Source organism: Janthinobacterium sp. 61 (assembly GCF_002846335.1).
In the GTDB taxonomy this organism is placed as follows: Bacteria; Pseudomonadota; Gammaproteobacteria; order Burkholderiales; family Burkholderiaceae_D; genus Janthinobacterium.
This window is the reverse complement of record NZ_PJMQ01000001.1, coordinates 3,634,170-3,656,884: the sequence shown is the minus strand read 5'-3', so window position 1 is coordinate 3,656,884 and position 22,715 is coordinate 3,634,170. Positions and strand designations below refer to the sequence as shown.

Genomic DNA, 22,715 nt, shown 5'->3' with positions numbered 1-22,715 from the left:
TTAGAACTTCGTGCGCACGGTGAACATCACATTGCGCGGTTCGCCGTAGAAGCCCGTCTGGAACAGGCCCAGTCCCGTGAAGTACTTCTTGTCCAGCAGGTTGTTCACGTTGACGCTGGCCGTGACGTTCTTGCTGATCTCGTAGCGCGCCATCAAGTTGACCAGCGCGTAGCTGCCCTGCTTGATGCGTGAATAATCCTCGATGGCGGGATTCCAGATATTGCCGTAGTAGCTGCTTTGCCAGTTGATGCCGCCACCGACGGTCAGCTTGTCCAGGCTGGCCGGCAGGCGCCACGTGCCTTGCACGCGCAGCAGGTGGGCAGGCTGCGTGGTTTGCAGCATGGTGGAAAACACGTCCTTGCCATCCGCGTCGCGCACGTGGGTGTAGGTATAGCCGGCGCTCAGCTTCACATCCTTGGCCACTTCGCCCGTCACCTCCATTTCCACGCCGCGGCTGGTGACGCCGTCGATGGCTTTATACGCTTCTTCGCCGTTGACTTCGCCCACAGAGCTGGCCACGTTGCTTTGACGGATCTGGAACAGGGACGCGCTGGCATTGACCTTGCCGTCGAGGTACTCCGCTTTCACACCCGCTTCAAACCCCTTGCCGCGCACGGGCGATAGAAACCGCCGGTTGATGTCGCGATTGCTCTGCGGTGCGAAGATGCTCGTGTAGCTGCCGAACACGGAGTATGTCTTGTCGAGGTCATACACGACGCCCGCATACGGCGTGATGACGTTATTTTCTTCGATGCGCGAGGTGATGCGTGCGGTGCCGGCGTCGAAGAAAGTGCGGTCCTGTTCCTGCTTGTAGTTGCTGACGCGCGCGCCGACGATGACGGACAGCGCATCGACGGGATGCAGGCGCGCGGCGCCATACAGGCCGCTCTGGCGCGTGCGGTCGTTGTCGTTACCCAGGCGCTTGAAGGCCGGTTCCGCATACTGCCCGCGCCAGTGGAAATAGCTGCCATCGAGGGGTGGATAGATCGATTCGTAGACGGGGCCATCCTGCTTGGCCGTCGAGGTGGAATAGCCGATCATCGCTTCATGCTGGCGACCGAACAGGGTAAACGGGCCGCTGGCGTCGACGTTGACTGTGCTCTGGCGGCGGTCGCCCTTGTATTTTCCCATGAAGAAATAGCTACCTTCGCCTGTGTCGGGGCGTGGGTTGCCGCCGCTGGCCGACCCGAGAACGCTGTCATGCTTGCTGCGCAACTGGTTGGCGCTCAATTTCATTTTCCACTCGTTGGCGAAGCTATGTTCCAGCGACGTGAACAGAGTGGTGTTCTGCATGTCGCGGCGGCTCCAGTCCGTAGCCGGGTTCCACGCGGTGGGGAAATCGGTGCGCGAACCATCGGAAAGCAGCAAGGGGAAGCCCGTCCAGGTGGAGCCGCGTGGCTTGTAATCCTGGTGCGTGAAGCCGGCCGTCAGCAAGGTGACTGGTGTCAGGTCCGCCTCGATGATGCCGTAGGCGACGGATTTCTGCTGCGTGTAGCGGTCCAGGTAGGAGTGCTTGTCCTGGTAGGCGCCCACCAGGCGGCCGCGCAGCGTGCGGCTGTCATTCAGGGGGCCGGAGATATCGGCTTCGCCGCGGTAGTTGTCCCACGAGCCGGCGCCCAGGGTGGCCGAGCCCTCGAAGTGGGCGGTGGGGCGCTTGCGCACCATGTTGACGGTGGCCGATGGGTCGCCCGAGCCGCTCATCAGCCCCGTAGCGCCCTTCAGCACTTCGATGCGGTCATAGATGGCCATGTCGCTATTCGTCGTGCCCCAGTCGTAGACGCCGTCATAGATGGCCGACACGCCATCGTACTGGAAATTGGTAACAGAAAAGCCGCGGGCCTGGAAACTCCAGCGGTCACTGTCATAGTTTTGCACGCTCACGCCATTGACGTTTTTCATGACGTCGGAAACGGCATTGCTGTTCTGGTCTTCCATCTGCTGGCGCGTGACGATGGTCAGCGATTGCGGCGTTTCACGCTGCGTCAAGGCCAGGCCCGTGGCTCCGCTGGCGGGGCCGCCCGTGTAGTTGCCCGTGCCGCTGGTGGCGGCGCTGCGCTCGGCCGCCGCCACCACGGTGACGCCGCTCATGACGGTCACGCCACGGCTGTCCGCCGTGGGTGCGCTGGCGCTGGCGGGGATCTTTTGCAGCAGGTAGCCGCCATTCGATTGCGGCACGGCTTGCAGGCCGCTGCCGGCCAGCAGCACGCGGAAACCGTCTTGTACGTCATAGCTGCCTTGCAGGCCGGCGCTGCGCAAGCCTTGCGTAGCCTCGCTGGAGAACGACAATAAAATGGCGCTGTCGCTGCCGAAGCGCGTCAGCACGTCACCGAGCGGGCCGGCGGGGATGCCATAGACGCGTACTTGCTGGCTTTGTGCCAGGGCTGGCGCCGGCAGGGCCAGGGCCATGCCGATCTGCGACAGGGCGCAGGCCAGGACGGTGCGGGTAAGGAGGGAACGCGAAGCGTGGTACATGGAATAAAACCTTTCGTGGATGCGCAAGATGGAGACTGCCTATCTACCAAGTCACGCGAGCACGGCGAAACAGCTCACTTTGCTGAAAATATTCTTCAGTGGGCCGCCAATTCGATGCGCACCACCTGATTGCCCCAGAAGCGCGTGACCGTATTGCGCCGCAGTTGCAGGCTGGCGCTGACGGCGTCGAGGATGGCGCCCACATCGGCCAGTGGGTAGGAACCGGACACGCGCAGGTTGGCGACGGCGGGCGTACAACCCAGTGGATGGTCGCTGTAGCGCGACAGCTCGGCGAGGAAATCGGCCAGGCGCATGTCGCGCGCCACCAGCATGCCGTTCAGCCATGCGCCGCCATACGGTGCCAGCGCCTGGCGGTGGCAGCTCGTGCCGTCGAAATGGGCGCCTTCGCCTGGATGTAGCACCAGGCGCTGTGCGCCATCGCCGGCCAGCACGGCGACGGCGCCTTCGAGCACGCCGGCGCTGGCGTATTGCTGGTGCAGGCGCACGGTGAAACGCGTGCCCAGCGCCTGCAGGCTGCCATGCCGCGTGTCGACGAAGAAGGGGCGTTGTACTGCATCTTTGCCGGTGGCGATGAAAATTTCACCGGCCAGCAGTTCAATACGGCGCTGCGCGCCGCTGTAATCGACATTCACGGCGCTGCTGGTGTTGAGCGTGAGCTGCGTGCCATCATCGAGGGTTACAACGCGGTGCTGGTTGACGCCCGTGCGGTAATCGGCTGTCCAGTCGCGCCAGGGGCTGCGGCGTTCGAACGCATACAGCGAGGCGCCGCAGGTCAGCAGCAGGGCCAGGGTCTTGACGGCATGGCGGCGCGGCGCATTCGCTTGCACGCAGGCGCGCAGCAGGGTCGCGTGCATGGCGGGCGGCAGATGCTCGTGCTGCGTTTGCAACTGCTGCCACGCCTGGGTGGCGCTGCCGGCCCGCTGCAGATGGCGTTTCACTGTGGCCAGCGAGATGCCGAGTTGGCGCGCGATGTCTTCCTGCGGCAGCTCGTCGAGCTGGCGTAGCAAGAAAGCCCGTTTCACGGGGGGCGGCAAGCCGTCGAGCATGCAGTCGAGTTCAAACACGGTGGCCAGCAGCATTGCCCGATCTTCCGGCGACGGTGTGTGCAGGGGCGGCAGTAGCGCCAGCACGTCCAGGTAGGCCTGTTCCAGCTTCTGGCGACGGTAATGGTTGAACAGCACGCGTTGCGCGACAGTGGCGAGCAAGGCGCGCGGCTCGCGCGCGGCGACGGCGTCTTCGCGGTCGAGCAGGCGCATGAAGGTGTCTTGCGCCACATCGGCCGCGCAGGCCGTACTGCCGAGTTTTTTACGCAGCCAGCCCTGCAGCCAGCCGTGGTGGTTGGCATACAGTGTCGCGATGTCCTGGCGTCGTAGCGGCTCTGCCAGCGGCATCGCGTTCCCCTTGCATGGCCGGTCCGGGTGGACTGGTGTTTTTAAACAATAATAAGAATCATTCTCACTTATTGTAACAAGCGGGGGTGGGGGCTGTAAATGACGGGGAGGCGGGGTGTGGTTTTTTGGCGCGTTGCTGCGTCAGCGCGTAGGGCGGATTAGGTCCGAAGGACCGTAATCCGCCAACATTGTTGGCGGCGCCAGTCGGATTACGCGGCTACGCCGCTCATCCGACCTACGTTTTCATGCTGTGCAGCGTCAATAATTCATCGGCTCACCGCGAAAACATCGGATCGCCGAGTCGACCATGCCCTCGGCGCTGCCCTGAAGGCTGTGCTGTTTGCGCAGGTATTGCGCGTCACTCCATTGCTTGGCCACGTCCGACAGGTGTTTCAAGGCCGGCGTGCTGCCCAGCGCCTCGGCATGCGGCTCCATCTTGCGCAGGGTGGTCATGATGTCTTCGCGCAGCGACATCGTCTCATAGGTTTTCGGATGCGTGATGGCGCCATCGAGGCCGAAGCGGCAAGCCTGGAAGCGGTTGTAGTTGTATACGAGGTAATCGTCTTCCACCGGCGGCGCTTCCTTGCGTTCGAGCAGGTAGCGGCACAGCGCTTGCAGGTAGGCGGCCAGCGCGGCGGCCCGCTCCACTGTCAGCGGCGTGTCGCATACGCGCAGTTCAATGGTGCCGAACTCCGGCTTGGGGCGGATATCCCAGTAAAAATCCTTCATGCTCTTGATGATGCCCGTGTTCTCCATCTTGGCGAAGTACTCGTTGGAGAACTGGTCCCAGCTCAGTGTAAAAGGCGCACGCCCGCTCATGGGAAACGCGAACACGGAGTTCAGGCGGGCCGAATCGAACAGGGTGTCGCGCCCCTGCACGTAGGGCGAAGACGCTGACAGGGCGATGAAGTGGGGGATGTAGCGGTTCAGCGAATGCAGCAGGAACATGGCGTCATCGCCCGAGGCGCAGCCGATGTGCACGTGTTGGCCAAAGATGGTGAACTGCTTGGCCAGGTAGCCGTACAGTTCCGAAATCTCCTGGAAGCGGGGCTTGGAAAAGATCTTTTGCGACGACCATTGCTGGAACGGGTGCGTGCCTCCGCCCGCAATGCCTATATTGAGCTTGTCGCCGGCCGTGATCAGCGTGTCGCGGATTTCCTGCAACTGCTCCAGCAGGGGGCCGTGATGCGTGTGCACGCTCGAGTTAATCTCGATCATGCTCTCGGTGATTTCCGGCGTGACGTTGCCCGGGAACGGTTTTTTATTCAGCAGGTGCAGCAGATCGGGGCTGGCAGCCGTCAAATCATAGTCCGACAGGTTCACCAGTTGCAGTTCGAGTTCGACGCCGAAGGTCAGCGCGGCCGATTGGCCAAAGGGTTCCAGCGGCATTTAGCGCTCCTTGATTTCATGGGTTTCTTTGGCCAGCATCAGCACGCGCTGCACCAGCACGGGCCCGACCAGTTCCAGGCCCAGGGTGACAGCGGCCAGGGCGTTCAATTCGTCGCCGAAGTTCACGCCGTGCTGGCGCGCGTGTTCCAGCAGCAGGATGATGAAAACGGAGACGGGCGTCAGGGCCACGCCCGTCAGCACGCCCTTGCGCCAGGAAATGCCGCTCACATGCGAGAACGCGGCCACGCCGACGACTTTCGTCAGCAGGCGCCCGCCGACGACGGCCAGGGCCAGGCCCGCGCCGGCCGTCACGCTGGCCCATTCCAGGGTCGAGGCGGCATAGACGAACAGCAGCACCGTCAGCAGTTCGCCCAATGCGCCGAAATTGCGCTGCGCCTGGCTGAAGGCGACGCGGCGGTGGCGCGCCACCAGGCCAAAAGTGAGGGTGGCCAAAAGCGGTGACAGGCTGGTGGTGTAGGTGAGGGCGACGAGCAGCATCACTGACAGGGCAAACGCCACGGTGGCATCCTGCGCCATATTGCCCAGGCGGCGCAGCATGGCCGGCACGACGATGCCGAAGACGGTGCCAGCGGCCACGGAGGCGGCCAGCACGGCGGCGCTGCTGCTGCTCGCTTCGATCAGGTCGGTGGAGCTCTGGAACATCCAGAAGCCGACGATGATGTTGAACGTGAAGACGGCCAGCACGCAGTTGAGCGCCGTCAGGTGGACGATGCGCTCCGTGACCTGGCCTGAGCTGCGTTCCTCGTTGATGACGCGCATGATGGTGGCCGGCGAGGTGGACATGGCCAGGGAGGCCAGCAGCAGCGCCGTCATCGAGGTGCTGCCGAATTCGATGCCGATGAAGTAGACAACGGCAAAGGTCAGCAAGGATTCGACCAGGCCGGTGACGGCGATCCACGGATTGTTCTTCAGCCAGCGCAGGTTGATGCGGTAGCCCACCTCGAACAGGATCAGGCCGAAGGCCACGTCGGCCAGCACCAGCATGGGGCCGGCGTCCGTCTGCGGCAGTACGCCTACCTGCGTCTGCGCGAGGACGAAACCGATCACGCCATAAAAACTGATGCGTGGCAGGCCAGTCCAGCGGTGGCCGAATTCGCCCACCACCCAGGCCAGGGTAATGGCGAACGGCCAGGACAGGTCGGCGGCGATCGAGATCAGACTTTGCATGCTCATTCCTTTGAAAATGGCGCTGGCACCGGCCGGCAGCACGGGGCTGGTGCGGCAAGGTCGTGGTGCAGCGATGGTGCATAGTTTGCGCAGAGCGATGCGCCGATTCTACCGGAGCAGAAGGCGCGCACGATGTGCGCAATCGAACAGTGTCGCAGCCATGGCGGCCGCGCACAGGATGCAGCAGGTTAGGGCAGGGCTGGTATCAGCGTATGGTACCCGCCCGCAGCGGAGATGCTCCGCACGGTAGTTTCGTGTCGCAGTGTACGGCATGGCGGCCCCTTGCCGCCATGGACTTTTTGTTGCGTGCCTTTATTTACTGAGCAGACGCATGCCCCGTTCCAGCCCGTCGATCGACAGGGGGAACATGCGGTTGTTCATCAATTGCCGCATTACGCCAATCGACTGGCGGTACTGCCACAATCCCTCCGACTCGGGATTGAGCCAGATGAATTTCGGGAACGCCTGGGTAAAGCGTGCCAGCCACGTCGATCCCGCTTCTTCGTTGTTGTATTCGACCGAACCGCCCGGCTGCAGGATTTCATAGGGGCTCATGGTGGCGTCGCCGACAAAAATCAGCTTGGTATCGGGCGGATACTTGCGTAGCACGTCCCAGGTGGGAAAGCGCTCGGCGTTGCGGCGCCGGTTGTTCTTCCACAGGTTGTCGTAGACGCAGTTATGGAAGTAAAAGAACTCCATGTTCTTGAATTCCGTCTTCGCCGCCGAAAACAGTTCCTCGGTGCGCTCGATATGGTCGTCCATGCTGCCGCCCACATCAAACAGCATCAGTACCTTGATGCGGTTCTTGCGTTCGGGCCGCATCCGGATGTCGAGGTAGCCCGCGTTGTTGGCCGTGGCGGCGATGGTGGCGTCCAGGGCCAGTTCGTCTTCCGCGCCTTCGCGCGCGAATTTGCGCAGGCGGCGCAGTGCCACCTTGATGTTGCGCGTGCCCAGTTCCCGCTCGCCGTCGTAATCCTTGTAGCTGCGCGCTTCCCACACTTTCACCGCCGTGCGGTTGCCGCCCTTGCCGCCGATGCGGATACCTTCCGGATTTGTGCCGCCATTGCCGAACGGCGAAGTACCGCCCGTGCCGATCCACTTGCTGCCGCCCTCGTGGCGTTCCTTCTGTTCCTTCAGGAGCTCGTTCAGGCGGTCCATCAGCTTGTCGTAGCCGAATTTCTCCAGCTGCGCCTTCTGCTCCTCGGACAGCTCGCGCTGCATGCGCTTGAGCAGCCAGTCGAGTGGAATCGCCGCGTTCGTGTCAAAGGCCGCGTTGACGCCCTTGAAGTACTGGGCAAACGCGCGGTCGAACTTGTCGAAATGGGCTTCGTCCTTGACCAGGGTCAGGCGCGCCAGATAGTAGAAATCGTCCATGGAGGCGTCGATGACGTTCTTTTGCAGCGCTTCGAGCAGGGTCAAAAATTCCTTGATCGAGACGGGAATCTTCGCATCCTTGAGCGTGAAGAAGAAATCGATCAGCATGGCGCTTCCTCTGTCCCTGCCGCGGTCCCTTCGCCTCCTGCGCAAGGCAGCGCGGCGACAGGGCGCTGCGCCAGCTTGTAACGCAGGTGGGCGGCGATCTCGGGCCACTCGCCGCGCGTGATACTGTACATGACCGTGTCGCGCACGGTGCCGTCGCGGCGCAGCGCATGGTGGCGCAGCACGCCATCCTTTTTCGCGCCCAGGCGCTCGATGGCCGTCTGCGAGGCATGGTTGAAATTATCGGTGCGAAAACCCACCAGCGCGCAGCCGAGGGCCTCGAAGGCGTGCGCCAGCAGCAGCAATTTGCAGGTGGTGTTGACGTGGCTGCGCTGGCAGCGCTTCGCATACCAGGTGTAGCCGATTTCCAGGCGCCCAATACTTGGCACCACGTCGTGGTAGCTGGTGGTGCCGAGCACCTCGCCGCTGGCCACGTCGATGACGGCAAAGGCGAAGCGCGCGGGGCGCATCTCGATTCCCTTGAAAATGTACTGGTCCACCTGGTCCGGTTCGGGCACGGAGGTCACGCGCAGATTCCACAGTTCGCCATCCGTAGCCGCCGCGCGCAGGCCGGGCGCGTGGTGCGGCGCCAGCGCTTCGAGGCGGATGCCGTGCAGTTCCAGGGGCACGAAGACTTTGTCCGGACTGATGTCGTTCACCGGAGCTCCTTAGCGGTTGGTGCGCGACATGAACATCAGGCGCTCGAACAGATGCACATCCTGCTCGTTTTTCAGCAGCGCGCCATGCAGGGGCGGCACGACCGCCTTGTTGTCCTTGCTGCGCAGCGCTTCGACGGGGATGTCCTCGGCCAGCAGGAGCTTGAGCCAGTCGAGGAATTCCGACGTCGAGGGTTTTTTCTTCAGGCCTGGCACGTCGCGCACTTCATAGAAGGTTTGCAGCGCCTGGGCCAGCAATTCCTGTTTCAGGTGTGGGTAGTGGACGGCGACGATCTGCTCCATCGTGTCCTTGTCCGGGAATTTGATGTAATGAAAGAAACAGCGGCGCAAGAAGGCGTCCGGCAATTCCTTTTCATTGTTCGAGGTGATGATGACCAGCGGGCGGTGGCGCGCCGTGACCATTTCGCGCGTCTCGTAGACATAGAATTCCATCCGGTCCAGTTCGCGCAGCAGGTCGTTCGGGAATTCGATGTCGGCCTTGTCGATTTCGTCGATCAGCAACACCACCGGTTCGGGCGCCGTGAATGCCTGCCACAGCACGCCCTTGACGATGTAGTTCTGGATGTCGCGCACGCGCTCGTCGCCCAACTGGGAATCGCGCAGGCGCGAAACGGCGTCGTATTCGTACAGGCCCTGCTGCGCCTTGGTAGTCGATTTGATATGCCATTGCATCAGCGGCATGTTCAGCGCGGCGGCCACTTCTTCTGCCAGCATGGTCTTTCCCGTACCCGGTTCGCCCTTGATCAGCAGCGGGCGCTGCAGGGTCAGCGCCGCGTTCACGGCCAGTTTCAGGTCGGCGGTGGCAACATAGCTGTCGGAACCTTCGAAGCGTTGGCCTTGCTGGGTGTGCTGTGCTTGCATGAGCGGTCTGCCAAAGTAGGGAAATGGAGAGTATAAACAGAACTGTGGCGCACCGCCACGCGGACGGGCTGTGCCTGCCTGCCTACAATGCGGGTTTTATAGGTGGACTTGCAAGAATATCTTGGCTAGAATCGGCAAGCAGCAGATTAATTGTCAACCTTAATTGTCAACACATAAGATCAATAAAAACCAGCTCTGGCGTTTCTCCGATTACCTTTGTTCACATTGCCACTATGAAAAAAATATTTGCACTTCTCGTGCTTGCCGGCATAGCAAATGCCGTCACAGCGGCTGACATTGTAGGAAACGCCAAGGCAGCCCCTGCCAAGGTGGAAATGTGTATCGGCTGCCACGGCATTCCCGGTTACAAGGCGACCTTCCCCGAAGTGTTCCAGGTGCCGATGATCGGTGGCCAGCCGGCAAAATATATCGAGAATGCGCTGCAAGCCTACAAGAAGGGCGACCGCAAGCACCCGAGCATGAAGGGCATCGCCAGCAGCCTGTCCGACCAGGATATCGCCGATGTCGCCGCGTATTATGCGCAACAAGCCAAGCCGAACTGAGGACCAGCCAGATGATGAAAACACTACTCGCCGCCCTCGTATGCGCCACTGTCTCGTTCGGCGCCAGCGCCGCCGGCAATATCAACACGGGCAAGGCTCTGGCCGAAAAATACAGCTGCGCCACCTGCCACGGCAAGGATTACGGCTCGCCCATCGATCCGTCGTACCCAAAACTGGCGGGCCAGCACAAGGATTACCTGGAACACGCCTTGACGGCGTATAAACGGGGCGACAAGGCCAATGGCCGCAATAACGCCATCATGACGGGCCAGGTGAAACCGCTGAGCAACCAGGACATCAAGGACCTGGCCGCCTATCTGCACAGCTTGCCGACCACCCTGGTCATTCACCGCTGAGCGGTATCGCCGGATACATTCGTTTTTCTCACACCTGACAAAACCGTAGCGAGCGGCGCTGAGTTATGGTCGAAATGCGTGGCTGTGCGAATGCACGGTGACGCCGAGGCAGTGAGCATCGGCGGCCGCAAATCATGACGCGCAGTAGGTTTGCCTAGTTGTTCTTCAGTCCCACCCGGCGCGCCAGCTTGTGCAAGTTGCTGGCGTCCAGTCCCAGCTGGCGCGCGGCGGCGGCCCAGTTATCCTGATGCAGGAGCAGCGCTTGCCGGATGGCCTGGCGCTGGCTCGCTTCCACGATCTGATGCATGGACAGCAGCGGCGCCGCCGGCGTGCCGCACGCGCCTGGCACTGGCGGCAGCGTGTCCGTACCGGCTGGCGTCTCCAGCGCATCGAGGTCGAGCATATCCGTTTCCAGGGTCACGATGTCCTTGCGGTCCGCGCCGCGGATCACCGCTTTCAGCGCGGCCCGGCTGATCACATGTTCGAGTTCGCGCACATTGCCCGGCCAGCGGTAATGGCATAAGGCGTTTTCCGCTGCGGCGGACAGGCGCAGGCTGCGCAGCCCCAGGCGCGCGCGGTTGAGCTCAAGGAAACCGCCGGCCAGCAGCAGCACGTCATTGCCCCGCTCGCGCAGCGGCGGAATCTGCACCGGATACACGGACAAACGGTGATACAGGTCGGCGCGGAACGAGCCGTCGCGCACATGCTCGCGCAGGCTGCGGTTGGTGGCGGCGATCACCCGCACGTTGACCCGGCGCGGCCGGTCCGCGCCCAGGCGCTGGATTTCGCCATTTTGCAAGGTGCGCAGCAGCTTGGCCTGTATCGACAGCGGCAACTCTCCCACTTCATCGAGAAACAGGGTGCCCCCTTCGGCCGCCTCGAAACGCCCGGGCCGGTCGCTGACGGCACCGGAAAACGCGCCCCGCACATGGCCGAACAATTCGCTTTCTGCCAGGGATTCGGGCAAGGCCGCACAATTGACGTGGATCAGGGGCTTGCCGGCGCGACGCGACAGCCGGTGCAGGCGGTGTGCACACAGTTCCTTGCCGACACCCGTCTCGCCCAGCAGCAGCACGGGCAGGTCCGATTCGGCGACCACCTGCAGCTCGTGCAGCAGCTGCATGATGGCGCTGCTCTGGCCCACGAAGTCGTGTTCCTCGCGCGGCGCTTGCGCGTCGGCCAGCATGGCGCCGCCCGACAGGCGCAGGGCGCGGATTTCCGTCTCCAGGCGGGTCACGCGCACGGCCGCTTCGATGGCGCAGGCCAGCTCGCCCAGGTCGCGCTGCGCGCGCGCGTCGAAGGTGCCCACCTGTAGCGCGTCGAGCGTAATCACGCCCCAGCGTTCGCCTTCCAGGTCCAGCGCCATGCCCATGCAGTCGTGCACGGGCAGCGGCTCGCCCGCCCGCTCGGCGATCAGGCCATCGTAGGGATCGGGCAGGGAGCTGTCGTGATGAAAGCACAGCACGCCGCGCCGCTGCAGGATGGCGGCCAGGCGCGGGTGGTCGGCGACGGCGAACCGGCGTCCCAGCGCGTCGCTGGCCAGGCCGGCCATCGCCACGGGGCGCAGGTGCTCGCCATCGAGCTTGAGCAAGGCCACGGCCTCGCAGCCGAAGTGCGCGCGCAGGCTGCCTACCAGGCGCTGCAGGCGCACGGCCACGGGCAGGTCGGCGACCAGATCGGTGAGTAGCAGCAGGTGGATGGCGGTGGTGGTCATAAGTACCATGCAGGGTACAAGGAACCACGGCAAACATGGGTCATTACGACCCTGCATTTTTCAAATCGTTGATTTAAAACAAGTTTTTCCTGGCACACGGTTTGCCTAGACAAGAGTGCCGAACCGGCATACAAGACCAAGGAAAGCTTGATGAAAACGACTCCCTCCCTCCGCGCCATTGCCGCCGCCGTCTGCGTCCTGGCCATGCCCCTGTCCGTGCCAGCACAGGCGAGCCTGCCGGCCAGCGCTGCCGCTACTGCGGCCAAACCTCCTGCCGCCGCCGCGCTCAAGCGCTATGAACTGCAAACCAATATCGTCGATGGCAAGATGGTATTCATCGATGCCAAGGGCCAGGTCAATCCCGTGCTGGCGGCGAACGTGGGCGACACGGTCGAACTGGTGCTGAAAAGCGGCGAAGGCGCCGAGCACGATCTGCTGATCCCGGAACTCAACGTGGCATCCGCCAAATTCAGCGCCAGTAGCGGCAGCACCAGCGTGCGCTTCAAGGTCACGCGCGCCGGCACGTTCACCTATTACTGCTCGATCCCCGGCCACCGCCAGATCGGCATGGAAGGCAAGCTGGAAGTGAGCGGGACGTCGCAGGCCGAAGCCGGAGCACCGAAGGCTGCTGGCGCCGGCAGCGCGGCCAACGAGTCCAGCCAGGCCGCCGCGCTGGCCCTGTACACGCCCGCGCCGTCGCCGATGCGCGGTCCCGATCCCTCGGCTGTCAGCGTGGCGGCCAACCCGGCCTCCGTGCCGGCCGCCATCGGCGCGCGCGCGCCGCAGTTGCTCAAGTACCGCATGGAGACGGTGGAGCTGCCGGGCAAGCTCGATGACGGCACCAGTTTTACTTACTGGACCTTCAACCGGCAAGTGCCCGGTCCGATGCTGCGCGCCAAGGTGGGCGACACGGTGGAACTGACCCTGTTCAATGCGAAGGACAGCAAGATGATCCACTCGATCGACCTGCACGCGGTGACGGGCGGCCATGGCGGCGGACAGCATACGCAGGTGGCGCCAGGGCAGGAAAAAACGGTCACCTTCAAGGCGCTCAATCCTGGCCTGTATGTGTACCACTGCGCTACGCCCCTGGTGCCTCAGCATATCGCGGCCGGCATGTACGGCATGATCCTGATCGAACCGGAAGGCGGCCTGTCCAAAGTGGACCGCGAGTATTACGTGATGCAGGGCGAAATGTACACGGGCCGTCCGCACGGCGCGCCCGTGCACCAGGAACCTAACCTGGAAAAAATGGCCAATGAACTGCCCGACTATTACGTCTTCAATGGCGAAGTAGGCGCCCTGAGCAAGACGCACAAATTGCAGGCGAAGGTCGGCGAGACGGTGCGCATCTATTTCGGCGTGGGCGGCCCGAACAAGATTTCATCCTTCCACATCATCGGCGAGATCTTCGACAAGGTATATAGCGAAGGCTCCATCAGCAGCCCGAAACACGACGTGCAAACCACCCTCGTGGCACCGGGCGGCGCGACCATCGTCGAACTCAAGGTACAGCACCCGGGCAGCTATCTGCTGGTCGACCATGCGCTGTCGCGCGCCGGCAAGGGCGCCGTTGGCGTGCTGGAAGTGACGGGCGAGCCCGTACCGGGCGTCTACCACGCGGGCGCCGTGCAATAAACCACCCCCATTCATCATCAAGGAACTGTTATGGAAATGATCGACCTATCCCTGGGCCAGCTGGCCCGCCGCATCCCTGGCGCCACGCGCCTGTTCGATGCCCACCGCCTGGATTTTTGCTGCGGCGGCAACAAGACCCTGCGCGCGGCGGCCGAAGCGGCCGGCGTGGACACGGCGCCCATCGTCGAGGAACTGCAAGTGCTGGCAGCACGCGCCGATACCGGTGGCGAGCGTGACTGGCAGGAAGCCCCGGCCACCGAGCTGGTGGAGCATATCCTGGTGCGCTACCACGCCGTGCACCGCGAGCAGCTGCCAGAGCTGATACGCCTGGCACGCAAGGTCGAGCAGGTGCATGGCGACCGCGCCGACTGTCCGCACGGGCTGGCAGAACATCTGTCGGCCATGGCGCAGGAGCTGGAAAGCCATATGCGCAAGGAAGAGGACGTGCTGTTCCCCATGATCGTGCGCGGCCATGGCCCCCGGGCCGGCGCGCCCATCAACGTGATGCGCATGGAGCATGACGACCATGGTGTGGCCTTGCGCGCCATGGAGGCAATGACGAACGATATCACCGCGCCAGCCGGCGCCTGCACCACCTGGCGCGCGCTCTACACGGGCCTGCGTACCTTCCGTGCAGACTTGATGGCGCACATTCATACCGAAAACAATATCCTGTTCGAGCGCTTTGCGCCGGCCGTGGTGCACTGACAAAGGAAAGACCCATGGGTCCCTACAAAAAACTCTGGTTTACACTGATCGGTGTGCTGATCGTGACGTTTTCGCTGCTCGGCTACTACGGTGTCGAAGTTTACCGGCAGGCACCGCCCATCCCCGCGCAAGTGCTGGCGCAAGATGGCCGGCAACTGTTCGACCGCGAGGGCATCCTCGATGGGCAGACAGCCTGGCAATCCGTCGGCGGCATGCAGCTGGGTTCCATCTGGGGCCACGGCGCTTACCAGGCGCCCGACTGGACGGCCGATTGGCTGCACCGCGAACTGACGGCCTGGCTGGAACTGGCCGCGCAAGAGCAGCATGGCAAGACGTACGCGGCGCTTGACGGCCCCGCGCAGGCGGCGTTGCGCGAAGCGCTCAAGCTGGAATACCGCGGCAACGGGGTCGATGAAGAACAAGTACTGCACCTGTCGCCGCGCCGCGTGCAAGCCATCGCCAACACGGCGCACTATTACGACCAGCTGTTTTCCGACGCGCCAGCGCTGCACGCCAGCCGCGAACATTTCGCCATGAAGGAAAATACCCTGCCCAGTGCCGAGCGGCGCGCACAGATGACGCAGTTTTTCTTCTGGACGGCATGGGCCGCCGCCACCGAGCGTCCGGGCCAGAAAGTCACGTACACGAACAACTGGCCGCATGAACCCCTGATCGGCAACCAGCCCAGCGGCGAAAACCTCGTCTGGTCGGTCGCCAGCGTGGTGGTGCTGCTGGCCGGTGTCGGCTTCCTCGTGTGGGGCTGGGCCTTTTTGCGCGACCACGACGAAGCGCTTCCCGCGCCCGGCCCGCGCGACCCGTTGACGACGTTCGCCCTCACGCCCTCGCAGCGGGGACTGGGCAAGTACCTGTTCCTGGTGGTGGCGCTGTTCATCTTCCAGGTCTTCATCGGTGGCTTTACGGCGCATTACACGGTGGAAGGACAGCAGTTCTACGGCATCGATGTGTCGCGCTGGTTCCCGTATGCGCTCACGCGCACCTGGCATATCCAGGCCGCGCTGTTCTGGATCGCCACGGGCTTCCTGGCCGCTGGCCTGTTCCTCGCGCCCTTGATCAATGGCGGCAAGGATCCCAGGTGGCAGCGCCTGGGCGTCGACGTGCTGTTCTGGGCACTGGTGCTTGTGGTCGTCGGCTCCTTCATCGGCAATTACCTGGCGATTGCGCAAATCATGCCGCCCGAGTGGAACTTCTGGCTCGGTCACCAGGGCTATGAATATGTGGACCTCGGACGTTTGTGGCAGATCGGCAAGTACGTGGGCATCCTGCTGTGGCTGGTGTTGATGCTGCGCGGCGTCGTGCCGGCCTTGCGCCAGCCAGGCGGCGACAAGAATCTGCTGGCGCTGCTGACCGCGTCCGTGGGCGCCATCGGCCTGTTCTATGGTGCCGGCCTGTTCTACGGCGAACGCACGCACCTGTCCGTGATGGAATACTGGCGCTGGTGGGTGGTGCACCTGTGGGTGGAAGGGTTCTTCGAAGTCTTCGCCACCACGGCGCTGGCCTTCATCTTCTCGACCCTGGGGCTGGTGTCGGTGCGCATGGCCACGGCGGCCAGCCTGGCGTCGGCCTCGCTGTTCATGCTGGGCGGCATACCCGGCACTTTCCACCATCTGTACTTTGCCGGCACCACCACGCCGGTGATGGCCATCGGCGCCAGTTTCAGCGCGCTCGAAGTGGTGCCGCTGATCGTGCTGGGGCATGAAGCGTGGGAAAACTGGCGCCTGAAGGAGCGTGCGCCGTGGATGGAGCAGTTGCGCTGGCCCATGATGTGCTTTGTCGCCGTCGCCTTCTGGAACATGCTGGGCGCGGGCGTGCTGGGCTTCATGATCAATCCGCCCGTGGCGCTGTACTACATCCAGGGCCTCAACACGACCCCCGTGCATGCGCATGCGGCGCTGTTCGGCGTGTATGGCTTCCTGGCGCTGGGTTTTACCTTGCTGGTGCTACGTTATTTACGGCCCGACTACCGCTTCAGCACTGCGTTGATGAAGACGGCTTTCTGGGGCTTGAACGCGGGCCTGGTGCTGATGATCTTTACCAGCTTGTTGCCGATTGGCGTCATCCAGTTCCACGCCAGCGTGACGGAAGGCCTGTGGTATGCGCGCAGTGAGGAATTCATGCAGCAGCCGCTGTTGCAGAACCTGCGCTGGATACGCACCTTCGGTGACGTGGTCTTCATCGTCGGCGCCGTCGCCATGGCGCTGCAAGTGGTGCTGGGCTTGCTGGAAAAAGGGCCAGCACAGGTATTGCCTCAGCGTATGAAAGCGGCAGTAAAACCGATGTGAGGTAGTACTGGTACAGCACCTGTGTTCCTACCGGCGGCGCACGCAGTCTATATAGGCGTCCGTGTCCGGCGGCAAGCCCGAGCGCTGCGAAGCCCAGATCATCTGGCCCAGGCATTCCATCACTTCATGCTGGGCCGCATGGGCCGAATCGAGGCGCTGGGTCAGTTGCTGGACGGCCGGGCGGATGCCGCGCGGTTGGTCCACCTGCACCTGCTCCGTGATCGACAGGTGCATGGACAGGTGCAAGAACGGGTTCGCCTGACCACCTTCGACGGAGTAGTCGCGCGCCAGTGCCGCTTCGACGTCGGAGAGTTCGTTTTCGTACTCGGGGTGTTCCAGAATCCAGTCGAGCGCGATGGCTTCCATCGGCGTAAGGATTTCATGGGCGCGGTGCTTGCGCAATGTTTCACAAAAGAAACGGCGCACGTCGTCGGAAGAGGGGTTGAACATGGCTGACTGACTATGGCTAAAGGGCAGCCGGCATTGTACCGCGTACGTCAATTCAGGGCATCGAGGATGCCCTTTTTGTCGTCTGGCACCAGTTTGCAAGACCCTATAGTCACCATCATTTAATACCCTGCAGTAAGTATTATCCACTACCGCTGCGGCCCGGCGGCGTCAAATAACGGTGATAAAATCGCCGCTCTTGATATTTGCACTGGACATGACGGCGATTTCATTGCCGGTTTTTCAGCCGACAACGCAGTCCGCGCTGTCCTTTGCCCGCACCTTTGCCACCAGATATTGCTCTCGGGATATTCCGGAGCACGGCAGCATGCCTATCACCATCGACATTGACCTGTCCTGCCGCCTTGGCGTGCCGGAGGCTGGTCTGTTTTTCGTCGGATCCGTCGATAGCCGCGATGGTGTCGCCACGGTGGCGCGCAAGAATCATCCTTCAGTATCCAAAAATGGAGTTACGAATGCGTAAATCGCTATTACTTTTGATGTCGTGCCTGATCCTGGCGGCATGTAACAAGACCCCTCCGGCCTCGTCCGAAAAACCGGTCGACGTGCTGCTGATCGGCGCCGGCACCATGAGCGCCACCCTGGGCAGCATGCTCAAGGAACTCGATCCATCGCTGACGATGGAAATGGTCGAGCGCCTCGATTCCGTGGCCGCCGAAAGCTCGGACGCGATGAACAACGCGGGCACGGGCCACTCGGCCTTTGCCGAACTGAACTACACGCCGGAAGCGGCCGATGGCAGCATCGAGACGAAAAAAGCCGTTGCCATCAACGAGCAATTCGAAATATCCAAGCAATTCTGGGCCTATCAGGTAGCCAACAAGCACCTGGGCGCGCCGCAAACCTTCATCAACAATGTGCCGCACATGGCCTTTGTCTGGGGCGATGAGAATATTGCCTTTCTGAAGAAGCGCTATGCCGCGCTGCAAAAGGAAAACCTGTTCAAGGGCATGCTGTACTCGGAAGACCAGGCGCAGATCGAGCAATGGGCGCCGTTGGTCATGCAAGGCCGCGACAAGGGCCAGAAAGTGGCCGCGACGCGCATGGAAATCGGTACTGACGTCAATTTCGGCAACCTCACGCGCGGTCTGGTGAAATACCTGACGGACAGCCATGGCATGGTCCTGCACCTGCGCCACCAGGTGGAGGACATCCAGCGCGGCGCCGATGGCGTGTGGAACGTGACGGTGAAAGACCTGGCCGCCGGCAAGGAAAAGACCATGCGCGCCAAGTTCGTCTTCATCGGCGCCGGCGGCGGTTCGCTGCCGCTGCTGGAAAAATCGGGCATTCCTGAAGCCAAGGGCTACGGCGGCGTGCCGGTGGGCGGCCAATGGCTGGTCACCACCAATCCGGAACTGGTGGCGGCGCATGCGGCCAAGGTCTACGGCAAGGCATCCGTGGGTTCGCCGCCGATGTCCGTGCCGCATCTCGATACGCGCATCATCGATGGCAAGAAAGCCCTGCTGTTTGGCCCGTTTGCCACCTTCTCGACCAAGTTCCTGAAAAACGGTTCCTGGATCGACTTGCCGGCCTCGATCGGCACGGGCAATGTAAAGCCCATGCTGCAAGCCGGCTACGACAATATTCCGTTGACGAAGTACCTGGTCGAGCAAGTCATGAACACGCCGGAAGACCGTTTGAAGACCTTGCGCGAATACTTGCCGAACGCCAAGATGGAAGACTGGACGCTGCAAAACGCGGGCCAGCGCGTGCAGATCGTCAAGGATGACCCTGTCAAAGGTGGTTTGTTGCAGTTCGGTACGGAAGTCGTCGGTGCCGCCGATGGCAGCATCGTTGCCCTGCTGGGTGCATCGCCAGGCGCCTCGACCGCGCCGCCGATCATGATCAAGGTGCTGCAAACGGCATTCAAGAGCCGCCTGGCAACGCCGGAATGGCAGGCGAAGATGGTGGAAATGGTGCCGTCGTACGGCCAAAAGCTGAACAATGACCCAGCCCTGGCCAACAAGATCCGCCAGTACAGCAGCAACATCCTGGGCTTGAAAGCCATTACCCTGGACGTTCCCGCCGCTAATTAACACCTAACCAAACCTACTGCGCGTCGCGCTTTGCGGCCTGCGATGCTCACCGTACTAGAGTACGGTTGCGCTTCTTAGCCACAAATCACTGCCGCTCGCTACGGTTTTGTTAGGTGTCGAAACTGTCTGCATTTTTAAAAGAAAGTTTCTTACCGGTATGTAAAAAGGGGCAGCCTGTTCAGGCTGCCCCTTTTGCGTGGGAGAGTGCGTTCATTGCGGTGGACTACCCCTTGCCTGGCAGAATCAGCTCCGGCGTACACCCTTCGGCGGCAACGCCGTCGCAAGGTTTGGCCAGTGCCGTACCATCCTGCGCCCGTGGCGCATGGGGCTGGCGCAGATAGCGCGACGTGTGGCGGTGCGCTTGCTGCGCGTTGCCATGCACGGGCCAGGTCAGGAAGCGGGACAGCTCCTGCAAGGCGCGCTGGTAGACATCGCGTTTAAATTCTATGACGACATCGAGCGGGACCCAGTACTCATGCCAGCGCCAGGCGTCGAACTCGGGATGGTCGGTCAGGCGCAGATTGACGTCGTTATCGCGCGCGCACATTCTCAGCAGAAACCAAATCTGCTTCTGGCCACGGTAATGGCCGCGAATCTCGCGCTTGATGAAGTGGTCTGGCACTTCATAGCGCAGCCAGTCGCGGGTGCGGCCGACAATTTTGACGTGTTCCTGTCTGAGTCCGATTTCCTCTTCAAGTTCGCGAAACATGGCTTGTTCCGGTGTTTCGCCATATTTGATACCGCCTTGCGGAAACTGCCATGAGTGCTCGCGCACCCGCTTGCCCCACCACACCTCGTTCTGGGCGTTTAGCAGGATGATGCCGACGTTGGGCCGAAACCCTTCACGGTCGAGCATAATGCACCTCAAACTTTCTGCGACAGTGCGTCCTTTTTTACATAATTACCCACAACTTCGCAAGCCGGTGACCTTTTCGGGGTGCGAAAAGCGCCGGAATCGCACCAATTGAGCGCATTTGTGTAAAGTATGGACGCATCAGCCAGCTAATCCTTTAAAATTAGGTTGATTATAACCCTCTCTTTTTAAAAAGAATTCACCGTTATGCGCGCCTCCCGTTTTTTTATTTCCACACTTAAAGATGCACCTTCTGACGCGGAAATCGTCAGCCACCAATTGATGATGCGTGCAGGCATGATCAAACGCCTCGGTTCCGGCATCTATACCTACATGCCGATGGGCCTGCGCGTGATCCGCAAGGTGGAAGCCATCATCCGTGACGAGATGAACAAAGCCGCGGGCATCGAACTGCTGATGCCGCTCGTGCAGCCGGCCGAACTGTGGCAGGAGACGGGCCGCTGGACCAAGATGGGCGACGAACTGATGCGCGTGAAAGACCGCCACGGCCGCGAGTACGCGATCCAGCCGACGTCGGAAGAGGTCATCACGGACGTCGTGCGTACGGAAATCAAGTCCTACCGCCAGTTGCCGTTGAACTTTTATCACATCCAGACCAAATTCCGCGACGAGCGCCGTCCCCGCTTCGGCCTGATGCGCGGCCGCGAATTCACCATGAAGGACGCCTATTCCTTCGACCGCGACCTGGCCGGCATGCAGGCATCGTACAAGGTCATGTTTGACGCCTACACGCGCATCTTCACGCGCTTTGGCCTGAAATTCCGCGCTGTCGCAGCCGACAACGGCGCCATCGGCGGTTCCGGTTCGCATGAATTCCACGTCATCGCCCACACGGGGGAAGATGCGCTCGTGTACTGCCCGACGTCCGATTATGCCGCCAACATGGAAGCGGCCGAAGCGCTGCCGCCAGCGGGCGAGCGCCCAGCTGCTGCCCAGGCGCTGACAAAAACGGCCACGCCGGACACCGTCAAGTGCGAAACCGTAGCCGCCTTGCTGGGGATCGATCTGTCGCAAACCGTGAAAACCATCGCACTGACGGTGGAAACGACGGGCAAGGACGAGAAAGTCACGAAACAGCATTTCATGCTGCTGCTGCGCGGCGACCATGAATTGAACGAGATCAAGGTAGGCAAGGTTGCCGGTCTGGCCGGCCATCGTTTCTCGACCGAAGCGGAAATTCTGGAAGTCTATGGCACGATTCCCGGCTATCTGGGCCCGATCGGCACGCAAGCACCCGTCACCGTGGTGGCGGACCGCACGGTCGCCCATATGAGCGACTTCGTTTGCGGCGCGAATGACGCCGGTTACCACTACACGGGCGCCAACTGGGGCCGTGACGTGGCCGAGCCGGCCATTGTGGCCGACTTGCGCAATGTCGTCGCCGGCGACGCTTCGCCGGACGGCCAGGGCTTGCTCGCCATCGAGCGCGGCATCGAAGTGGGCCACGTGTTCCAGCTGGGTACGGCGTACTCGGAAAGCATGAAAGCCACCTTCCTCGACGAAAATGGCAAGCCTGCGCCGCTGCAGATGGGTTGCTATGGTATCGGCGTGACGCGCATCCTGGGCGCCGCCATCGAACAGAACTTCGACGACAAGGGCATCATCTGGCCAGCGTCGATCGCGCCGTTTGAAGTTGTGCTGTGCCCGATGGGCATGGACCGCAGCGAATTGGTCAAGGAAGAGACGGAGAAGCTGTACGCGGCCCTGCAAGGCGCTGGCGTCGATGTCATCGTCGATGATCGCGGCCTGCGTCCTGGCGCCATGTTTGCAGACTGGGAACTGATCGGCGTGCCGCACCGCATCGTCATCGGCGAGCGCGGCCTGAAAGAAGGCAAGCTGGAATACCAGGGCCGCCGCGACGCGGAAGCCACCGGCGTAGCGCCGGACGAGATCGTCGCCTTCATCCAGGGCAAAATGGCGCAGTGAAGCGTTTATCCGTAAGCAAGGTGGCTGGCGCGCTCGCGCTGGCCGCCAGTCTGGCCTGCGCTTTCCCGGCGCAGGCCGGTAATCAGAAAGAGGAGGCGCTGGCCGACTCCGTCCGCCTGGCCCTGTCGCACGCAATCCGCGACGAACGCCCGCCGCAACCCAAATTTGCCACCCCCATCGAACTGCAGCGCTACCAGCAATGGCTGGCGCAAATGTCGCAACGCCTGCAGCGCAAGCTGCCGGACGCGCAGTTGCGCACGGAATTTCTGGAGACGGTATGGTACGAAGCGCGCCGCGCTGGCCTGGAGCCGGCCCTGGTGCTGGGCCTGATCCAGGTGGAGTCGGCCTACCGAAAGTACGCCGTCTCGCTGGCTGGCGCGCGCGGCTACATGCAGGTGATGCCCTTCTGGACGGGCGTCATCGGCGATAGCGACCGCAGCAAACTGTTCCACATGCAAACGAATTTGCGCTATGGCTGCGCGATTTTGCGCATGTACCTGGACATGGAAAAGGGGGACTTGTACCTGGCGCTGGGGCGGTATAACGGCAGCCGGGGGCGGGCCGAGTATCCGAATGCCGTGCGGGCGGCGTGGAGGCAGTGGGAGTTCAGATGAAGGCTGGGGTCAGACCTCCGGGAGCATTGGCGCAGAGCTC

19 protein-coding genes and 1 pseudogene are annotated in these 22,715 nt (G+C 62.3%); 9 read left to right on the top strand and 11 right to left on the bottom strand.

What is annotated here, in order from left to right:
* The 8 genes and pseudogenes from CLU92_RS16690 to CLU92_RS16660 form a co-directional block, all read right to left on the bottom strand.
* Positions 1 to 2,472, bottom strand: coding sequence for a TonB-dependent receptor (locus CLU92_RS16690; RefSeq protein WP_101484727.1), 2,472 nt, complete (start codon positions 2,470 to 2,472; stop codon positions 1 to 3).
* Positions 2,473 to 2,567: 95 nt separating this feature from the next.
* Entirely contained in the window at positions 2,568 to 3,347 is a 780-nt protein-coding gene (locus tag CLU92_RS28315) for a FecR family protein (RefSeq protein WP_257562543.1), read from the bottom strand.
* Positions 3,348 to 3,401: 54 nt separating this feature from the next.
* A pseudogene (locus tag CLU92_RS28310) lies at positions 3,402 to 3,884 on the bottom strand (sigma-70 family RNA polymerase sigma factor); the annotation flags it as partial.
* 258 nt (positions 3,885 to 4,142) lie between these two features.
* On the bottom strand, positions 4,143 to 5,273 hold the full coding sequence (locus CLU92_RS16680; RefSeq protein ID WP_101482803.1) for a YbdK family carboxylate-amine ligase: 1,131 nt from the start codon (positions 5,271 to 5,273) through the stop codon (positions 4,143 to 4,145).
* Positions 5,274 to 6,461: a cation:proton antiporter gene (locus CLU92_RS16675; RefSeq protein ID WP_166674688.1), complete on the bottom strand. Its 1,188-nt coding sequence runs from the start codon at positions 6,459 to 6,461 to the stop codon at positions 5,274 to 5,276.
* A gap of 312 nt (positions 6,462 to 6,773) precedes the next feature.
* Positions 6,774 to 7,943 (bottom strand): VWA domain-containing protein, encoded by a 1,170-nt coding sequence (locus CLU92_RS16670; protein WP_101482802.1) that lies wholly within the window; start codon positions 7,941 to 7,943, stop codon positions 6,774 to 6,776.
* Positions 7,937 to 8,599 carry a GNAT family N-acetyltransferase gene (locus CLU92_RS16665; protein WP_101482801.1) on the bottom strand — a complete coding sequence of 221 codons (663 nt, stop codon included), beginning with the start codon at positions 8,597 to 8,599 and terminating at the stop codon, positions 7,937 to 7,939. Before CLU92_RS16665 ends, CLU92_RS16670 begins: the two co-directional genes overlap by 7 nt.
* Before the next feature lie 9 nt (positions 8,600 to 8,608).
* Entirely contained in the window at positions 8,609 to 9,478 is an 870-nt protein-coding gene (locus CLU92_RS16660) for a MoxR family ATPase (RefSeq protein ID WP_099376505.1), read from the bottom strand.
* Positions 9,479 to 9,711: 233 nt separating this feature from the next.
* Between CLU92_RS16660 and CLU92_RS16655 the strand changes: the two genes are divergently transcribed.
* Positions 9,712 to 10,041, top strand: a complete 330-nt coding sequence (locus CLU92_RS16655) for a cytochrome c (RefSeq protein ID WP_046684254.1) — start codon at positions 9,712 to 9,714, stop codon at positions 10,039 to 10,041.
* A gap of 14 nt (positions 10,042 to 10,055) precedes the next feature.
* Positions 10,056 to 10,397: a cytochrome c gene (locus CLU92_RS16650; protein ID WP_071075485.1), complete on the top strand. Its 342-nt coding sequence runs from the start codon at positions 10,056 to 10,058 to the stop codon at positions 10,395 to 10,397.
* 154 nt (positions 10,398 to 10,551) lie between these two features.
* On the opposite strand, the gene norR is transcribed toward CLU92_RS16650, so the two are convergent.
* Complete coding sequence (norR, locus tag CLU92_RS16645) at positions 10,552 to 12,111, bottom strand: nitric oxide reductase transcriptional regulator NorR (RefSeq protein ID WP_101482800.1); 1,560 nt, start codon at positions 12,109 to 12,111, stop codon at positions 10,552 to 10,554.
* Between the two features lie 150 nt (positions 12,112 to 12,261).
* Between norR and nirK the strand changes: the two genes are divergently transcribed.
* The 3 genes from nirK to CLU92_RS16630 are packed head-to-tail and all read left to right on the top strand — an operon-like array spanning position 12,262 to position 16,757.
* Positions 12,262 to 13,749, top strand: a complete 1,488-nt coding sequence (gene nirK / locus CLU92_RS16640) for a copper-containing nitrite reductase (protein WP_101482799.1) — start codon at positions 12,262 to 12,264, stop codon at positions 13,747 to 13,749.
* 30 nt (positions 13,750 to 13,779) lie between these two features.
* Positions 13,780 to 14,457: an iron-sulfur cluster repair protein YtfE gene (ytfE, locus tag CLU92_RS16635; protein ID WP_101482798.1), complete on the top strand. Its 678-nt coding sequence runs from the start codon at positions 13,780 to 13,782 to the stop codon at positions 14,455 to 14,457.
* A gap of 14 nt (positions 14,458 to 14,471) precedes the next feature.
* Positions 14,472 to 16,757, top strand: a complete 2,286-nt coding sequence (locus CLU92_RS16630; RefSeq protein WP_101482797.1) for a nitric-oxide reductase large subunit — start codon at positions 14,472 to 14,474, stop codon at positions 16,755 to 16,757.
* Positions 16,758 to 16,784: 27 nt separating this feature from the next.
* Here CLU92_RS16630 and CLU92_RS16625 read toward each other — a convergent pair whose 3' ends face one another.
* Positions 16,785 to 17,207, bottom strand: coding sequence for a DUF1841 family protein (locus CLU92_RS16625; RefSeq protein ID WP_034780276.1), 423 nt, complete (start codon positions 17,205 to 17,207; stop codon positions 16,785 to 16,787).
* 214 nt (positions 17,208 to 17,421) lie between these two features.
* Between CLU92_RS16625 and CLU92_RS27510 the strand changes: the two genes are divergently transcribed.
* Together CLU92_RS27510 and mqo are read left to right on the top strand one after the other, a co-directional pair.
* A complete protein-coding gene (locus CLU92_RS27510) occupies positions 17,422 to 17,688 on the top strand; it encodes a hypothetical protein (protein WP_133989282.1) in 267 nt (88 codons plus the stop codon).
* Positions 17,681 to 19,261, top strand: a complete 1,581-nt coding sequence (mqo, locus tag CLU92_RS16620; protein ID WP_373918185.1) for a malate dehydrogenase (quinone) — start codon at positions 17,681 to 17,683, stop codon at positions 19,259 to 19,261. Before CLU92_RS27510 ends, mqo begins: the two co-directional genes overlap by 8 nt.
* Positions 19,262 to 19,484: 223 nt before the next feature.
* On the opposite strand, the gene CLU92_RS16615 is transcribed toward mqo, so the two are convergent.
* Positions 19,485 to 20,117, bottom strand: a complete 633-nt coding sequence (locus CLU92_RS16615) for an RNA pyrophosphohydrolase (RefSeq protein ID WP_101482795.1) — start codon at positions 20,115 to 20,117, stop codon at positions 19,485 to 19,487.
* Between the two features lie 204 nt (positions 20,118 to 20,321).
* Between CLU92_RS16615 and CLU92_RS16610 the strand changes: the two genes are divergently transcribed.
* Both CLU92_RS16610 and CLU92_RS16605 read left to right on the top strand, forming a co-directional pair.
* Positions 20,322 to 22,061 carry a proline--tRNA ligase gene (locus CLU92_RS16610; protein ID WP_101482794.1) on the top strand — a complete coding sequence of 580 codons (1,740 nt, stop codon included), beginning with the start codon at positions 20,322 to 20,324 and terminating at the stop codon, positions 22,059 to 22,061.
* Positions 22,058 to 22,675, top strand: coding sequence for a lytic transglycosylase domain-containing protein (locus tag CLU92_RS16605; protein ID WP_101482793.1), 618 nt, complete (start codon positions 22,058 to 22,060; stop codon positions 22,673 to 22,675). Before CLU92_RS16610 ends, CLU92_RS16605 begins: the two co-directional genes overlap by 4 nt.
* Positions 22,676 to 22,715 lie beyond the last annotated feature (40 nt).

Excerpts from the sequence above, each read along its gene's own strand:
- CLU92_RS16670 (WP_101482802.1), bottom strand. The coding sequence starts at position 7,943 with ATGCTGATCGATTTCTTCTTCACGCTCAAGGATGCGAAGATTCCCGTC.
- CLU92_RS16650 (WP_071075485.1), top strand. The coding sequence starts at position 10,056 with ATGAAAACACTACTCGCCGCCCTCGTATGCGCCACTGTCTCGTTCGGC.
- CLU92_RS16690 (WP_101484727.1), bottom strand. The coding sequence starts at position 2,472 with ATGTACCACGCTTCGCGTTCCCTCCTTACCCGCACCGTCCTGGCCTGC.
- CLU92_RS28315 (WP_257562543.1), bottom strand. The coding sequence starts at position 3,347 with ATGCACGCGACCCTGCTGCGCGCCTGCGTGCAAGCGAATGCGCCGCGC.
- CLU92_RS16615 (WP_101482795.1), bottom strand. The coding sequence starts at position 20,117 with ATGCTCGACCGTGAAGGGTTTCGGCCCAACGTCGGCATCATCCTGCTA.
- nirK (WP_101482799.1), top strand. The coding sequence starts at position 12,262 with ATGAAAACGACTCCCTCCCTCCGCGCCATTGCCGCCGCCGTCTGCGTC.
- CLU92_RS16660 (WP_099376505.1), bottom strand. The coding sequence starts at position 9,478 with ATGCAAGCACAGCACACCCAGCAAGGCCAACGCTTCGAAGGTTCCGAC.
- ytfE (WP_101482798.1), top strand. The coding sequence starts at position 13,780 with ATGGAAATGATCGACCTATCCCTGGGCCAGCTGGCCCGCCGCATCCCT.
- CLU92_RS16610 (WP_101482794.1), top strand. The coding sequence starts at position 20,322 with ATGCGCGCCTCCCGTTTTTTTATTTCCACACTTAAAGATGCACCTTCT.
- CLU92_RS16655 (WP_046684254.1), top strand. The coding sequence starts at position 9,712 with ATGAAAAAAATATTTGCACTTCTCGTGCTTGCCGGCATAGCAAATGCC.
- CLU92_RS27510 (WP_133989282.1), top strand. The coding sequence starts at position 17,422 with ATGACGGCGATTTCATTGCCGGTTTTTCAGCCGACAACGCAGTCCGCG.
- CLU92_RS16630 (WP_101482797.1), top strand. The coding sequence starts at position 14,472 with ATGGGTCCCTACAAAAAACTCTGGTTTACACTGATCGGTGTGCTGATC.
- mqo (WP_373918185.1), top strand. The coding sequence starts at position 17,681 with ATGCGTAAATCGCTATTACTTTTGATGTCGTGCCTGATCCTGGCGGCA.
- CLU92_RS16680 (WP_101482803.1), bottom strand. The coding sequence starts at position 5,273 with ATGCCGCTGGAACCCTTTGGCCAATCGGCCGCGCTGACCTTCGGCGTC.
- norR (WP_101482800.1), bottom strand. The coding sequence starts at position 12,111 with ATGACCACCACCGCCATCCACCTGCTGCTACTCACCGATCTGGTCGCC.
- CLU92_RS16675 (WP_166674688.1), bottom strand. The coding sequence starts at position 6,461 with ATGCAAAGTCTGATCTCGATCGCCGCCGACCTGTCCTGGCCGTTCGCC.
- CLU92_RS16625 (WP_034780276.1), bottom strand. The coding sequence starts at position 17,207 with ATGTTCAACCCCTCTTCCGACGACGTGCGCCGTTTCTTTTGTGAAACA.